This is a genomic window from Flectobacillus sp. BAB-3569 (assembly GCF_002270355.1).
Classification (GTDB): domain Bacteria; phylum Bacteroidota; class Bacteroidia; order Cytophagales; family Spirosomataceae; genus Flectobacillus; species Flectobacillus roseus.
In genome coordinates this window covers 1-15,585 of sequence record NZ_NJFZ01000033.1, presented here as the reverse complement: position 1 = coordinate 15,585, position 15,585 = coordinate 1, and the positions used below count along the sequence as shown (strand labels likewise).

At 38.4% G+C, this 15,585-nt stretch carries 12 protein-coding genes; 7 read left to right on the top strand and 5 right to left on the bottom strand.

Annotated features, from left to right (window positions below; translation table 11 throughout):
- Positions 1 to 205: 205 nt before the first annotated feature.
- The 5 genes from BWI92_RS23275 to BWI92_RS23255 form a co-directional block, all read right to left on the bottom strand.
- Positions 206 to 1,414, bottom strand: a complete 1,209-nt coding sequence (locus tag BWI92_RS23275; protein WP_095167356.1) for a nucleoside permease — start codon at positions 1,412 to 1,414, stop codon at positions 206 to 208.
- 286 nt (positions 1,415 to 1,700) lie between these two features.
- Complete coding sequence (locus tag BWI92_RS23270; protein ID WP_095167354.1) at positions 1,701 to 3,101, bottom strand: hypothetical protein; 1,401 nt, start codon at positions 3,099 to 3,101, stop codon at positions 1,701 to 1,703.
- 11 nt (positions 3,102 to 3,112) lie between these two features.
- Complete coding sequence (locus tag BWI92_RS23265) at positions 3,113 to 4,003, bottom strand: hypothetical protein (RefSeq protein ID WP_095167352.1); 891 nt, start codon at positions 4,001 to 4,003, stop codon at positions 3,113 to 3,115.
- Between the two features lie 145 nt (positions 4,004 to 4,148).
- Positions 4,149 to 5,177 (bottom strand): hypothetical protein, encoded by a 1,029-nt coding sequence (locus tag BWI92_RS23260; RefSeq protein ID WP_141234895.1) that lies wholly within the window; start codon positions 5,175 to 5,177, stop codon positions 4,149 to 4,151.
- A 625-nt stretch (positions 5,178 to 5,802) separates the two neighbouring features.
- Complete coding sequence (locus BWI92_RS23255; protein ID WP_095167346.1) at positions 5,803 to 9,222, bottom strand: PAS domain S-box protein; 3,420 nt, start codon at positions 9,220 to 9,222, stop codon at positions 5,803 to 5,805.
- Between the two features lie 177 nt (positions 9,223 to 9,399).
- Here BWI92_RS23255 and rsmA point away from each other — a divergent pair, with 177 nt between their 5' ends.
- The 7 genes from rsmA (at position 9,400) to BWI92_RS23225 (ending at position 15,415) form a co-directional block, all read left to right on the top strand.
- Complete coding sequence (gene rsmA / locus BWI92_RS23250; RefSeq protein WP_229363498.1) at positions 9,400 to 10,215, top strand: 16S rRNA (adenine(1518)-N(6)/adenine(1519)-N(6))-dimethyltransferase RsmA; 816 nt, start codon at positions 9,400 to 9,402, stop codon at positions 10,213 to 10,215.
- A 2-nt stretch (positions 10,216 to 10,217) separates the two neighbouring features.
- The gene (locus BWI92_RS27080; RefSeq protein WP_141234894.1) at positions 10,218 to 10,427 is read left to right on the top strand and encodes a hypothetical protein; all 210 of its coding nucleotides are present in this window, start codon (positions 10,218 to 10,220) and stop codon (positions 10,425 to 10,427) included.
- Positions 10,379 to 11,260 carry an AI-2E family transporter gene (locus tag BWI92_RS23245; protein ID WP_095167342.1) on the top strand — a complete coding sequence of 294 codons (882 nt, stop codon included), beginning with the start codon at positions 10,379 to 10,381 and terminating at the stop codon, positions 11,258 to 11,260. The genes BWI92_RS27080 and BWI92_RS23245 overlap by 49 nt, the downstream gene beginning before the upstream one ends.
- Positions 11,261 to 11,670: 410 nt before the next feature.
- Positions 11,671 to 13,017 (top strand): magnesium transporter, encoded by a 1,347-nt coding sequence (mgtE, locus tag BWI92_RS23240; protein WP_095167495.1) that lies wholly within the window; start codon positions 11,671 to 11,673, stop codon positions 13,015 to 13,017.
- Positions 13,018 to 13,493: 476 nt separating this feature from the next.
- A complete protein-coding gene (gene dtd / locus BWI92_RS23235) occupies positions 13,494 to 13,946 on the top strand; it encodes a D-aminoacyl-tRNA deacylase (protein ID WP_095167340.1) in 453 nt (150 codons plus the stop codon).
- 34 nt (positions 13,947 to 13,980) lie between these two features.
- Positions 13,981 to 14,307 carry a nucleotide pyrophosphohydrolase gene (locus BWI92_RS23230; RefSeq protein WP_095167493.1) on the top strand — a complete coding sequence of 109 codons (327 nt, stop codon included), beginning with the start codon at positions 13,981 to 13,983 and terminating at the stop codon, positions 14,305 to 14,307.
- A gap of 160 nt (positions 14,308 to 14,467) precedes the next feature.
- Positions 14,468 to 15,415 carry a D-2-hydroxyacid dehydrogenase gene (locus tag BWI92_RS23225; protein WP_095167338.1) on the top strand — a complete coding sequence of 316 codons (948 nt, stop codon included), beginning with the start codon at positions 14,468 to 14,470 and terminating at the stop codon, positions 15,413 to 15,415.
- The last annotated feature ends 170 nt before the right edge of the window (positions 15,416 to 15,585 follow it).

The window sequence follows — 15,585 nt, the reverse complement described above, 5'->3', positions numbered from 1 at the left end:
GTTTTGTTACGGTTTGGTTTCTTTTGTTGGATTAAGAAAATCACCTCAATCTTTAAGCTTTCCTATTTCCTTTTCCCTTAACAAATTTTACCCAAAAAACTGAGAATCAATATGATAAGCATTGGTAGTTTTGCTGATTAATATCAAAACAAAAGCCCTCAGAATACATTGATTCTGAGGGCTTTCTGCTATATCTTACTAAGTTTTAGGCTGCCTTAGTTTTGTTTTCACTAAAGAACACAATAAACAACACCAAAACAACTGCCGCAATTCCTGCAGGAACCATCCAAACCGAAGTCCAATCGTGCGTAACTGCACCAGAGGCATCTGTTGTAGAGAATTTATCCAATACGATACCTGAGATTTTTGAACCAATCCCCATACCAATACCATAAGTTGCCAAGGTAATTAACCCTTGTGCTGAGTTTTTGATTTTATCGCCTGCTTTGTTATCTGTATAGATTTGACCTGTTACGAAGAAGAAATCATAACATACACCATGCAATACGATAGCTAAATATAAAATCCATTCTGAGCTAATACCGTCGCCATATCCGAAACAAACAAAACGAATAATCCATGCTACTAATCCAACAATAAGCATTTTTTTGATACCAAATTTTGACAAAGCAAATGGAATCAACAACATGAAAAATACCTCTGATACTTGCCCTAAGGACATTTTGTTTTCAACGCTACTCATGTGCGATTCTGTCAACGAAAGGTTGGCATGAGCGTAATAGAATGACAATGGAATACAAACTAATACCGATGCAATAAAGAAAATAGCATACGAACGGTCTTTGAATAAAACGAATGCCTCTGTACCTAAAATTTCCCCTAAAGAAGAGGCTTTGGCTGTTGCTTTTGGAGGAGTATCTGGTAAAAAGAAAGCAAAAATACCTAAAGCTAAAGAGGTAAACATTGAAATTTGGAAGATAGTAACCTTGTCACCAATGGCATAATACCCAACAATATTGGTTACCGCAATCCAAGCAATCGTACCCAATACACGAATCGATGGAAATTCTTTCTCAGGATTTTGCATTTGGTTCATGGCAATTGAGCTCGAAAGCGCCAAGTTGGGTGCAAAAGACAAGGTATAAGCCAAAATGTACCAGAAAAACGCATCTGGATCTTTTGTCTGAATCAAGAAATAAAGTATCCCTGCGCCGATGATATTAAGTACACCCATTACTTTCTGTGCCGAGAAATAACGGTCAGAAATCATTCCCACAAAAAATGGGGCAATAATAGAGGCAATTGAAAAAGTGGCATAGGCATTCCCTGTCTGGTCACCGCTAGCACCAAGTCCAACGATTAGGTATTTACCCATTTGACCATACCATGCTCCCCATGTAAAAAACATCAGGAACATCATAACCATCAATTGAATTTTTGTAGTAGTACGCATTGTTATTTTTTTATAGTTTTTGTTGGATAGAGGAGACGGCATTGGGTGTACACTCGTACGAGCACGTTTCTCCTAATTCTTCAAATATACGATTTGAGCACGATTTATTTATATGGATTTGGAGAATACAAGACAGGAATCATGGAAATGTATAACGATAGAAGGTCTATGAGTTTGAAAACTCATAAAAAAGAAAGTCCAAGTCTGAGGACTTGGACTAGTTACGCTTAATACTTCCAATTAGCGGGTGAATTTATTCACCCGTAATCTGATGTGGAAATCTCCCCTATTGAGCAGACGGAATATTCTTTAAAGAAGTACAAATCACTTTATCATCCTTAAAACATTCAGGGTTTCTTTTGATAAGTTCGGCTTTGTAAGCTGGCTTTTGATTCCCGTATATGCTAGTAATATCTGTTTTATTTTTGGCAAAAATCAAATTCACCACGCTATCTGCCGTTTGATTCTGAATCGTACTATTTTTGAAAGTATAGGCTATATCTTTTTCTTTCAAAACTGATTTCGGCAAAGGATTCAAAGGTGGAATTTCTACCTTTGGAGGCGCTACCGGAATGGGCGCTGGGAGTACTGGTGTTACTGCTATAGTTGGAGCCGTTGATACGGCATTGTATCGCTCATATTCTCGATAGCCCGCATATGCACAGGTAAGCAACAAAATGATGGACAAGCCTCTCCAAAATTGATATGAGCTTAGTATGGAGGAATCCTCCTCCTCAGGATAACTGATATCGGGTGATTCGAAGGGATTATCCGTTTTGGGCTTACTGTTGGATAATTGTTTGAGTTGTGCTTTTAACTCATTATACTTCTTGACCAAGTCATTGTGTTCGGCAATGAGCTTATTTTGATTGCTTTGTTTCTTTAAAAAAGATATATCCCAATTTCTTGGGGTGATTTCTTCGGGAGTATTCTTCTCAGGTAAAGTACTTTTATTTTTCTGAAAAGAAGGGTTTTTACTTTTTTGTTGTTCAAAACGCTCTATATCCTTCGCTGCTTTTCGTTTTTCTATTTCTGCTAAAAATTGCTCAGAATTGATAAAAGTATATAAGCCTTTTTCAATTACGTAATTGGCAATATCGACCGAGTCGGTGAAATAAATAGTATCAAAATCGCTTAGTAAATAGCCACTTTTCTGTAAAAACAGATTTAATTCTGAGGACAAATCACAATAAACTACCAGAAAATTATGTCTTGTTTTTTGAAATAAAGTGACATCTAAAGCTTTAAAATTCAAGTCAAGCTTGTTGAGGTCTTTGGGTTCACGAACAATCAATTCGTCGGAATGCTTTACTTGAAGCACATGATTGATAATATTACGCTGTTCGGCGATAATATCAGCATGAAACTCGTCAAGACATGAAATCACCAAGGGCTCTTCACAATTGGTGTTGAAAAAAGTAATACTCGACCCAATAAAAGTGCCTCCTCTATCGGAGTGCTGTTCGCGTGCAAACGAATATTGAGTATAAGACAAAGCCTTGGCACCGTTGGCAACTTCTTTTCTAATCGAATACAAATTTGCCTGAGGGTAAATTGTAATCGCATTGGTATTGAGGTCAAATGACTTCAAATAGCGAGAATTCGGGTTATTTAAAAAGAAGGTTTGCTTAAATCCGTTAGGAATTCCAAAGGTACCAAATGCCAATAAATCAATCGAAGTGGACATAGTCAAGTGGTTTATTTGCCAAAAAATCTTTCCCAGAATGTACCTTCATAGTTGATATCGACACCCACAATGCTACGATACAACCATTCGGACAATACTTTTGCGGTTTGGAGGTTCAACTTAGTAAGTCGCTCCTCGCCTATCGAGTTCTTCTCGATATGTCCGATTGTGTAAAAAGATTTATTTAAGCCATAAGTATCCATTCGTTGGCTAGTCATAGGCATACGGTCACGAATAAAATTATCGAGCTGTTCGACACTCGACACACCCATCGAGCCCGACTTATCCCATTTGGATACTACTAGAATAGCATTGACTGATTTCAGACTTTTTCCTTTTCTTTCGAGTTCGTTCAAAAAGCTCATCATCAAGGCATCGTCATTGTGTGCAGTGTCGTAGTCTGTTACCAAAATAAAATTAAGAGGAATATTGGCATTCAAGTATTCGTCGATACTGCTATGGTAATTGCCTCCACGACGAATTTCGTAGTGATTTTCGCCAGAAGTTTCCAAAAAAGTTAGCTTGATAGGCGGTACTTTTTTGGATTTATTATTAGGTTCAAAAATCAAATCAATACGTGTCACACGGTCACGGGTGGTACGATTGGGTAAAACTCCTTTTCGGATATTATCCAAAAAATCAAAAAGTAAAACCTCTGCTTCTTTGCTATTGGGCGTATCAAGTTTGGGACGTAAAACACCAGCCTGCGAACTTAAATAATACAACATCGAAGACAAAATCACCGACTTCCCACTTTCGGCAGTACCAAAGAAAAACACAAAATTACTATCCTGCATTTGTATAGAAGGAGAAGTAGTTTGAGCCATAGGTACAAAATCGCTGTCGTTATCCATTGGCGATTTTGTACTGATGGGAGTTAATATTTTTTTATCGTTATTCATGGAGAAAAATTAAGTTAAAATCATTTGCAATAGCCCCTATTAGCTTTCGGCTTTCAGCTTTGGGCATTCGGCAAAAAGTATTTCTCATGAATAGAAGGTTTGCCTAATGCCTACGGCTTATTGCCTAAAGCAGACGAATGCAATTTTAGTTATTCGGAATCAGTACATTTCCACTTCTTTTGTGGGTAAATACACTTCCGCCATTGTTATTATTATCGCCTGGTTTGGTAACCAATAGCAAAATAATAGGAATGATAAAATCGAGAAGAATACAACCCAACAACACGACCAACTGATATACGCCAAAGTTTTGAACGGCATGGTCGAAGGCATAGCCGATTTTACCAATATCTTGGGTATTTGATTCTTTAGGCTCGAATTTGAATTTTTCTTCTCCTAAAATATTCGTAGCTTTTTGTCCAAGCTTATTGTATTCTGCCAAAGACTGGTCAATAACACCTTGCGCTTGTTCGTCTTTGTCCTTTTTAGGTAACAGTAATATCTCCTGAATCTTATCGCTCCATTTCTTAGTAGCTGCACTCAAATCTGTTTTTAACTTAGCTTCCTCTGGCGAAAGGTCAGAAACGATACCATCTATTTGTCGGCCCATACGGTCGGCCAAATCGGCATAGTCATTACCCACAGGACGAAGAATATCAACTTTTTGACCCAATAATTTTTCCAAATCCTTTATCAACATTCGAGCACGATTTCCCATGCCAGGATTTCCTTTATCCTGAATCTGCTCCATCAATTGCTTTTTCTTAGTTTCTACATTCTGAGCAGTCGCTTTATCATATTTATAGTTGAATTTGGCATTCACATCCGCTTCTAGCTTGTCGAAACGAGCATTAATATCACGTAATTCGGCGGTATAAATATCGGTACGCATAAAACGTGTGTACAAAGCATTGAAGTTTGCCATAAAACAAAATAGCGCAATAAACGAATACACTGCCATCAATTTGCCTGTTGGGCGACCCGTAAGTTTAGCTTCACGAAGCAACCAACATAAGTAAAGTAACAACAGGGACAATGCAAGCGAAATAACGATAGCCGCATGACCAAAAATCTGCTCTAATCCTTGCCAAGTTTGATAAAAACTTACACTTACCAATAGAAGTGCTAAAGCTCCCAAGAATAAATCAGACGCAGTGATTCTTTGATTTCCCATAAATTTTGACTGTTTGAATTTTAACATTTCACCTATTACAAAGTGAACCAAGTTTATTTTGTTTGATTGAAAAGATGCTATCCACCAATAGCTATATTGTCATCAGGAGTCACTCAAGGTCAAAGAGTTAAGTCTCCGATTTGGGACAAAAAACACTATTTTATTTCCTTTAGAAAAAGATGGATAGTTGGCGATAGTATAACGTTTGTTACTTCAGAAAATTGGTTGAATGTCAGAAGAATACAAGCCCCGTTATATAGGTCTAAATTAGGCCTTGCTCAAAGACTGTTATACAATTAAATGATGTATGCCAATAAATGCTCGTTGGATGGTAAAATGACTAGCTCAATAGTTGGAGAGCAGCAAAGATTATTGAAAAGCGTTGAGCAAAAAGTGATTGGAGTATTAGAAAAGCACATGATTATACAAGAGATAAAAGTGAATAGTCGATAAATTGATTTATCTCTAAATATAACGCCAGCCAGCCCCTCAAAGGCATAGGCAGGATAGGGTTTGGGATGAATTTGGGGTTTATGGGGTGAATAATCACTCTTCTTTTGATAATCAATGCTTCAAATAAAAAAACTGCACAAGTCTTTAAGCTCTTGTGCAGTTTTGATAATTGTTAGCTGAGCTTTTTGTAGGCTTCTTTGAAATGCTCAAATTCGGTTTGTAAAATTTTCATTTCTGACTCAAAATATTGGAAATCACAAACTTTAGCTTTGACTTCAATATGCCTTGTTATTTCATGCAAGCGCGAAGCACCGAGTGTTCCAGAGTTACCCTTGAGCGTATGAAGTTCGCCTTGTACTTTTTTGCAGTTATTTTCATAATATCCCTCTATCGCATTTTGGATTTGTTCTTCAGCTTCAGCTTCAAATCCTTCCAAAATCGAAGCGACAAATTCCATATCTCCACCCACACTATCAGACAATTGTTTAATGATTTCAGTATCTATCACAGGAAAAATATCTGATACATGAAAATCTGAAATCAAGGAAACGGTTGCATCTTCTGCTTTGGGATGCTCCGCTGCTGGTGTCTCAATTATTACAGGAACTTCTACTTTTGCCTCCGCAGGCTCTGGTTTTATTTCTATTACCTTAGGCTGTTGTGGGCGTTTACTTGCATTTCGGTCTATCCATTCTTGTACTTTTCTGACCAAAATTTCTGCTCTGATGGGTTTTGCCACATAGTCATTCATCCCTGCTGCCAAGAAGCGATCACGGTCTTCTTTCATGGCGTAAGCTGTCATGGCAATGATTGGTGGTAAATCTATAGATAATTTTCTCAAATGCTGGGTAGTTTCGACACCATCCATTTCTGGCATTTGAATATCCATAAAAATCATATCGTACGCACGGTCGAGGTGTGAGGCTTCTACCAACTGTATGGCTCGTGTACCGCTATCGGCCGTAATCACTTCACAACCTGATTTGCGTAAAATTTCACTGGCTACTTTACGGTTTGTGGCATTGTCATCGACCAACAACAAGTGAGGATGGTATTCTTTAAAATGATTTACTACTTGGAATTGCTCTTCTTTCTTTTTCACCGAAACAGGACTAATATCTGTCTGCTTAATTTCGATAATAAACCAAAAAGTACTACCATGTCCCCAATCAGACATAACGCCAATATCCCCTTTCATCAAGCGACAAAGCTCTTTTGAAATAGCCAATCCCAAACCAGTTCCTCCAAATGATTTCTTGGTAGAGTTATCTACCTGCTGGAAGGCATTGAAAAGCATTTTAAGGTTTTCTTGGGTAATACCAATTCCTGAGTCTTTTACCTCAACCTTTATCCTATTGAATTTACCTCGTTTTTCAAGTAAACTCACATTGATATCTACCGTACCATTTTCGGTAAATTTCAAGGCGTTCGAAGTAAGGTTTGACAAAATCTGTAGTAAACGAGTTTCGTCGGCAATGACATATTCAGGGATATTTGATCCAAAATTACAATGAATTCGGTTACCTTTATTAGCTGCGATTTGAGAGAATAAGGCCAATAATCTATCAAATACATCTCGAAAAACAATAGGCGCTTCATGCAAGACCATTTTACCTGCCTCGATTTTTGCCAAATCCAAAATATCATTTAAGATATGTAATAGCGTTTCGGATGATTTTTTGATGGTCAATACATAATCCTTTTGTTCTTCGTCAAGCGAGGTGTCGTTGAGCAAGTCAATCATACCGATGACACCGTTCATAGGTGTGCGGATTTCGTGGCTCATGTTCGCCAAGAAACGTTCTTTAACCTTCAAGGAACGCTCGGCTTCATCCTTGGCTTTTACGATGTCTTCTTGATACTTTTTGAGGTCGGTAATATCACGTCCAATACCTGATACTTCTTCAATCATGCCGTTTTTAAGCAAAATCGGATTCAGGTAAATTTCTACCCATTTCTCTTCGCCTTCGACGGTTTCGAGCTGAATCTCAAAATGTTGTTTCTCGCCTCTAAAAGCTTCTTTATATCTATCTTCCAGTATTTTACGGTCTTCTTTGGTCACCATTTGAAAACCTAATTTTTCGGTACTCAAAGTTAATTGAGGGCGAATTTTGATACGATTTTCAAGCAAACGAGAATATTCTTGATTGAAAGATGTCAGCAACATTTTGCGATTGACCGACCACATTAAGTGCGAACTACCTTCAAAAATGGCATTCAAACGAGCCGTTTCGCGTGCTAAGGCATCTTCTGCTTGTTTACGGGCAATTGCCAACGCCACCTGCCCCGAAATAAAGTCGAGCAATTCCAAATCTCGTTGCTCATATTTATTTTGGCGCTCATAGGACTTCACTCCAATGATACCCGTAGTTCTGTCACCAATTTTGAGCGGTACGCAAAGCATGACCTTCGGCACTGTTCCGTACAGGTAAATCTGTTTCGAACGCCCTAGCTCCTCGATTTGCTCGTCGTACAACATCAATGGGCGATTGGCAGCAATCGCATATTCCGTCAGACCATTGCCTAATTTACGCTTGGTAAAATGTACACGATTGTCGAAATACTCATCAACATAATAAGGAAAATATAAATAGCTTTGCTGTGGGTCGTATTGAGCAATAAAGAAGTTTTTTACATCAATTACTTCGCCTAGTTCTTTATGAATATTTGAATACAAATCATCCAAATTGGTCGAATTGATCGCAGCTTGAGCAATACTTGCATACAGTTTGGATGCACGCTCGGCACGAACTTTGGCAGTTGAGTTGTGAAAAATACAACGAAACGCCGTAGCTTTATCACCTTCAAAACGACAGTTAACCGAACCAGACAAATACAAACGGCGACCATCTTTGCGACGGAAAACGGTTTCGAAATCGGCAATTTTTTCCCCGTTCTTGATTCGTTCAAATTTCTTGAGCGTTTCGTCTGCAAAATCTGGGTGCAATACATCACGCAGATTGAGACTCGCCAGCTCGTCAGACTCGTAACCCATTTTTTCTTGCCATGACTTATTGACATACAAGAAACGACCCGATATGCTGATGATTTGAATTAAATCGGAGGTATTATTTACCAAATCTTGCAACTGAGAGTTGGAGCGAGAAAGCGCCTCTGCTACCTTTTTGCGCTCAGTAATATCCTCGCCAATGATGGTGAGATATTTTGCTTCGTCAAAATCATTAAATATCACGGAGTTGAGCTCCACATGACGCATTTGCCCGTTTTTGGCAAGCATCGTTCTTTCTTTTTGGTCAAATACCCCTCCATTTTCCATGGCAGTACCAAAAGCCAAAATACGAGCATTACGCTCGCCTTCGGACACCAAAAATTCAAAGAAATTTTCCCCAACTAATTCTTCAGATGTATAACCTAATAATTTGGTCGCATAGCTATTACAAAAAACAATAGTACCATCTTCTTCCAGAATCATCCCGAAGAGGTTCATACTATCGACGGTTTTTCGTAAATCAAAAACGGTATTACCTGCAGCCGAATTTGCTTTTTCGTTACTCTCTAAAACGTGTAGTTCTTTTTTGAGATGACGAATTTCTAAAATGAGTTCTTCTTTTGTTTTGTGAGACCAACGCATAATTAATCAGACTAGAGATTAGGAGATTGTGATTGGAAAGTATTCAATCAAATGATTTTCTCGGTATCATTATACCTTAAAAGTACAAAATTCGCCGTAATTTTATGGAATAAATTTACAGTTGCATCTTGTAGTGTACTTGAGACACTCTCTGCAACCAAAAGATACTCATATAATTTGGACAAGGTAAAAGCAAAAAAGAACCTAGGTCAGCATTTCTTGCGCGACCTATCGGCGGCTCAACGTATCGTAGAGCTGATGTCTTGCCACGGAGGATACAAAAAAGTCCTTGAGATTGGCCCGGGCATGGGAGTTTTAACACAATATTTACTAACACATAAAGAATACGAAACATCTGTTGTCGAACTTGACAGAGAATCTGTAGAGTATCTTAAGGTGCATTATCCTGAATTGACTCCAAGAATTCATTCTGCTGACTTTTTGCGTTTGAATTTGAACGAACTTATGGGCAATGAAATTTTTGGAATCGTGGGAAACTTCCCATACAATATCTCTTCTCAAATCTTTTTCAAGGTTTTAGAAAATAAAGATATGATTCCTGAGATTGTGGGAATGCTCCAAAAAGAAGTAGCTGTGCGTATTGCGTCAAAACCTGGCAATAAAGACTACGGTATTTTGAGCGTATTGCTTCAGGCTTTTTATGACATCGAGTACAGTTTCTCTTTAGGACCAGGGGCTTTTGACCCGCCTCCAAAAGTAAACTCGGGCGTAATTCGTTTGCGCCGCAATGGCGTTACAGACTTAGGCTGTGATGAGAAAAAGTTTTTTGCCGTTGTAAAAATGGGCTTTAATCAGCGTCGTAAAACTTTGCGTAATGCCTTGCGTGCTATGCAAATCGCTGACCACCCTTTATTGAACAAACGTGCAGAACAATTGGGTGTAGCCGAGTTTGTGGAACTTACCAACATGATTGGCACAAAGGTTATTGAAAGTCCTGAAACAGAAGAATCTGGCGAAGAAGAGCAAGAATAATTATGAAATTTGACGTTTTATCCAACACCCTATTAAGACAAATCGCCCTCATCTTGAGTATTTTGTTACTCGGAGGCTTATTGTTTACGCACCTCGGTAGCTTTATTCCAGCGCTGTTGGGAGCGTACACGCTTTATATTTTATTAGGAGGTTGGGTAAAAAAATGGAGGAAAAATGGAAACTCTCAAGAATCATCGCCATTGTTATTGTGATGCTTGGTTCTTTCTTGATGTTTTTACTTCCTCTGTACTTTGTTGGACAAGTTTTATTCCATAGTCATACACTTGCTTTGGATCAATACAGTTCGTTTTTCAAAGCTGTAAAAGGTTTTGTCGAACAAATTGAAGTCAAATATCAGGTGAACTTATTGGATGAAAAGTCGCTCGACAAAGTCTTTTCATGGCTTACACAAAGCGCTACACAGCTTCTCAATGGGGCTGTTAATGGCATAACGGGTATTTTCTTGAGTTATCTCATCTTGTATTTCATGTTGCGTGAAAGAGAATTACTAGATAAAACACTTGTCAAGATTTTTCCGCTCAACCAAGAAAACTCTGAACAGCTTTTAGGCGAAGTCAACAAACTGGTATTTTCTAACGCCATCGGTATTCCAGTGATTGGGATAGTTCAAGGCGTTACAGGTTTGTTGATTTATTTAATTTTGGGTGTTCCCAATGCAGTTTTATGGTTTTTGGTGACATGTATCGTTTCAATGATTCCTATTTTGGGGTCAGCATTGGCCTATATTCCAGTATCTATCTTATTGTTTGCTAGCCACGAAAATGTAAGAGGTTTCATTATGCTACTTTACGGTTTTTTTGTTATAGGTTCGGTAGATAATATTTTTAGAATCTGGTTACAAAACAAATTAGGCGATACTCACCCTTTGATTACGCTTTTTGGGGTAATCGTCGGGGTACAACTCTGGGGTTTTACAGGACTTATATTTGGGCCAATCCTTTTTTCTCTTTTTCTTTTATTGAGTACTTATTATAGAAAAGAATTTCAAGGTAAGGATGAAAATAACCCCGAGGACTTAATGTAGAATTGTGGATTTGAGATTCCTGATTTCGGAATTTCTGCTATTAATCTTGTACGAAAAATTAGTTTTGTCTTGAAAACAAAATTGCATTAATACGCTTTAGGTCATAAGCAATAGGCTTTAGGCAAAAGATGTATTAATGATTTTATTAGAAATACTCTTAGCTTATGGCATATAGCCTAATGCCTATCGCGGGTAACCTAATATCTTTCTTTCGTACAGCCCAAATCTGCTCTACATGAAGCATTATGAGCTAGGCTAAACAGCTTAGCAACATTATGCCGAGTGCCCATAGCCAAGTGCCGAATGCCCATACATAGCCCAAACCTCCACTTTGTCTCTTTGTATCTGTTCTCTTTATCCCTTAATTTAAACATTTTATCACTTCAGCAATGGAATTAACGAATCAACATCTGCCTTTTGAGCTAACGAAAGAGTACCTAGAAAAGATACAGGCAGCCATTTCGGAACAGAATAACGAGTTTATCCGTACCGAAATGGAAGAGCTATTTCCTGCTGATATTACCAATATTTTATATGAGCTTGAAGGAGAAGAAGCTCATTATCTGGTTACACTACTCGATACCAAACTGGCTGCCGAAATTATCATTAATCTCGACCCAGATGACCGCAAGAAATTCCTCAAAAACTTTACCTCACAGCAAATTGCGGAATACGTCGACTTGCTCGACTCAGATGATGCGGTGGATATCCTCAACGAACAGCCTGTGAATGTTCGTGAAGAGGTAATAGCCTTGGTTAGCGACCGAGAGCAAGCTCGCTTTATTATTGACCTTTTACACTACGATGAAGATTGTGCAGGAGGTTTGATGCAAAAAGAGCTGGTAAAAATCAACGTAAAACAAAGTGTAACTGAATGTGTAGAAGAAATTCGTCGTCAGGCAGAGGATGTCGAAAATGTGTATTCGGTATATGTGGTAGATGACGAAGGAACACTTTTAGGAAGAGCTTCGCTCAAAAAAATCATTTTGGCAAAACGTGGTTCTAAAATTGCCGATATTTTTACCGATGATATTGTATCGGTAAAAACGACGGCTACGGGCGAAGAAGTAGCAGATATTATGCAAAAATACGATTTGGATGCCGTGCCTGTTGTCAATATTCAAGGACGCTTGCTTGGTCGTATTACGATTGATGACGTGGTGGATTTTATTACTGAACAAGCGCATGAAGATGTACAAGCCATGGCGGGTATATCGGAGGACGTGGAAGAAGATGACTCGGTATGGAAGTTGGTACGTTCGAGATTGCCTTGGTTGTTGATAGGTATGACAGGAAGCTTTTTGGCAGCAAAAATCATTGGTGTTTTTGATGGCGAAGTAGCAAGAACTCCTGCCCTAGCCGCATTCATTCCTTTGATTGGTTCAACGGGTGGAAATGTTGGGATTCAGTCATCGGCATTGATTGTACAAAGTTTGGCCGATAAATCAGGTATAGATACCTCGCTGACAGAGCGCTTAAAAAAGGTTTTATTAGTATCTCTTCTCAACGGACTTATCGCTGCGACATTTGCGTTTTTGGGTACTTTAGTTTTAGAACATGAAAATACCATTTCATTGGTTATGTCACTTTCGATTTTCTCGATTGTAATGCTTGCTTCTTTTATGGGAACAATTACGCCTTTGGTACTCAACCAATTTGACATTAACCCTGCCGTAGCCTCAGGCCCATTTATTACAACTACCAATGACTTATTAGGTTATGGAGTGTACTTCCTGATTGTTTATATGCTTATATAAGTTGGTGGGCAAAATAAAATTTAATTTTTGAGCCTTCGGCTTTCAGCTTTGGGCATTCGGCAAAAACATATCTATCCTGACTAAAAAACATTTTAACACTCTTTGCCTTGTGCCTGTTGCCTAGTGCCTAAACTCATAAGTTAAATCTAATTGTGCACGATTACTTAAGTTATCAGGCATTAGGAACTAGGCAAAGAGTGTAAAAAATTAACAACCGCAGACGTACTTTTTTCAGAAGCCCATGCCTGAAAGCCCTAAGCTAATGAGATAAGGTGTTTTTTATGAAAATATAAAGACCTTTTAAGTTAGTACGTACAATAAAATCTAATTTTTGAGCCTTCGGCTTTCAGCTTTGGGCATTCGGCAAAAACATATCTATCCTGACTAAAAAACATTTTAACACTCTTTGCCTTGTGCCTGTTGCCTAGTGCCTATTGCCTAAAGCCAATTAATTAAATCCCTATTTCTAAAAATTCATGATTGCAGTTATACAACGAGTATCCGAAGCATCCGTAACGATTGACAACCACGTAAAAGGTTCTATCGGCGCTGGCTTTATGATTTTACTGGGCATTACTCATACCGATACCCAAGAAGATGTAGAATGGTTATCTAAAAAAATCGTTGGTATGCGTATTTTTTCTGACGAAGAAGGTAAAATGAACCTCGACCTGAAGGCTATTGAAGGTGATATTTTATTAATTAGTCAGTTTACTTTACATGCCTCCACGAAAAAAGGAAATAGACCCAGTTTTATAGAAGCAGCCAAGCCTGATATTGCTATCCCGCTTTATGAAAGTATGATTGCTCAACTTGAAAAAGAATTGGGAAAATCTATCCAAACAGGTGAGTTTGGCGCAGATATGAAAGTAGCACTTATCAACGATGGTCCTGTGACTATTGTAATTGATTCCAAAAACAAACAATAAACGTTGGAGTTTAGATAATAAAATCCTTATCAAAATGACCATCAAAGAAGCTCAAGAAACCGTAGACCAATGGATTAAAACCATTGGCGTTAGATATTTTAATGAATTGACAAATATGGCGATGCTAACAGAAGAAGTTGGCGAAGTAGCCCGTATCATTGCGCGTCGTTATGGCGAACAGTCTGAAAAAGAGTCAGATAAAAATAAAGACCTTGGCGACGAAATGGCGGATGTATTATTTGTATTGATTTGCTTAGCCAACCAAACAGGTGTTGATTTGACAGCAGCGTTAGATAAAAACCTTGCAAAGAAAACACAAAGAGATGCCACACGACATCATGAAAATGAGAAGTTGAAATAGGTTAGTGGGTATTTTTAAGCTTTCAGCAATCTGCTATGAGCGTTCAGCAGAACAGACAACCTAAAATACTGATAATCAATGTTTTTACATTAAAAATTCACAATTCAACACTCTCAATTCAGCACTCACAAACACTCATTCTTATATCGTTCCTATTTCTATGAATATTGTTATTACTGATGGTTTTACTTTGCATGGCAGCGACCTTGCTTGGGATTGTTTCAACAGTCTTGGTAAAGTGACTTTTTATGAAAGAACGCCCATTGCTGACATTGTAGAGCGTTGTAAAGAAGCAGATATAGTTATTACCAATAAAACGCCTTTTTCTGCCGAAACTATCGCAGCTTTACCCCAATTAAAAATGATTGCGGTAGCAGCTACAGGTTACAATATCATCGACACACAAGCCACCACTGCTCAAGGTATTGTAGTAAGTAATATTCCTGCCTACGGAACTGCCTCGGTAGCTCAACATATCTTTGCACTCATATTAGAACTGAGTAATCATGTTGGAAAAAATAGTCAGGCGGTGGCAAATGGCGCTTGGACTTCAGCACAAGACTGGTGTTTTTCATTGTCTCCAATCATTGAATTAGCAGGAAAAACCTTAGGAATTGTTGGAATGGGAAGAATTGGACAACAAACCGCGAAGATTGCAGAAGCGTTTGGAATGAAGGTTTGTTATGCTTCAAGAACCGTAAAAGAGGAATTGCCTTATTCAGCCGTACCACTCGAAACGCTATTTTCAGAGAGCGATTTTATTGCCTTGTGTTGTCCATCAACACCCGAAAATATAGGCTTTGTCAACAAAGAATTACTGGCAAAAATGAAACGAACAGCCTATTTAGTAAATGCTTCGAGAGGGCAACTTATTCATGAAAAAGATTTAGCAGAGGTGTTAAAGGAAGGAATATTAGCTGGTGCAGCACTTGATGTACTTTCACAAGAACCCCCTACCGAAAGTAATCCTTTACTCTCTGCTCCAAACTGCCTAATCACCCCTCATAATGCGTGGATCAGCTTTGAGGCACGCCAGCGAATTGTAGCAATGTTGAAAACAAATATCCAAGGTTTTATGAACGGAACGCCACAGAATGTAATAAAGTAGGCACAAAGTGACAGAGGCACAGAGGCTCAAAGTGGATAGGTGGTAAAGCCAAGAAGATGAAATGTGACAAAAGCACAGAGGCTCAAAGTGGATAGGTGGTAAAGCCAAGAAGATGAAATGTGACAAAGGCACAGGGGCACAAAGTGGATAGGTGGTAAAGCCAAGAAGAT

Excerpts from the sequence above, each read along its gene's own strand:
- BWI92_RS23275 (WP_095167356.1), bottom strand. The coding sequence starts at position 1,414 with ATGCGTACTACTACAAAAATTCAATTGATGGTTATGATGTTCCTGATG.
- BWI92_RS23270 (WP_095167354.1), bottom strand. The coding sequence starts at position 3,101 with ATGTCCACTTCGATTGATTTATTGGCATTTGGTACCTTTGGAATTCCT.
- BWI92_RS23265 (WP_095167352.1), bottom strand. The coding sequence starts at position 4,003 with ATGAATAACGATAAAAAAATATTAACTCCCATCAGTACAAAATCGCCA.
- BWI92_RS23260 (WP_141234895.1), bottom strand. The coding sequence starts at position 5,177 with ATGGGAAATCAAAGAATCACTGCGTCTGATTTATTCTTGGGAGCTTTA.
- BWI92_RS23255 (WP_095167346.1), bottom strand. The coding sequence starts at position 9,222 with ATGCGTTGGTCTCACAAAACAAAAGAAGAACTCATTTTAGAAATTCGT.
- BWI92_RS27080 (WP_141234894.1), top strand. The coding sequence starts at position 10,218 with ATGAAATTTGACGTTTTATCCAACACCCTATTAAGACAAATCGCCCTC.
- BWI92_RS23245 (WP_095167342.1), top strand. The coding sequence starts at position 10,379 with ATGGAGGAAAAATGGAAACTCTCAAGAATCATCGCCATTGTTATTGTG.
- dtd (WP_095167340.1), top strand. The coding sequence starts at position 13,494 with ATGATTGCAGTTATACAACGAGTATCCGAAGCATCCGTAACGATTGAC.
- BWI92_RS23230 (WP_095167493.1), top strand. The coding sequence starts at position 13,981 with ATGACCATCAAAGAAGCTCAAGAAACCGTAGACCAATGGATTAAAACC.
- BWI92_RS23225 (WP_095167338.1), top strand. The coding sequence starts at position 14,468 with ATGAATATTGTTATTACTGATGGTTTTACTTTGCATGGCAGCGACCTT.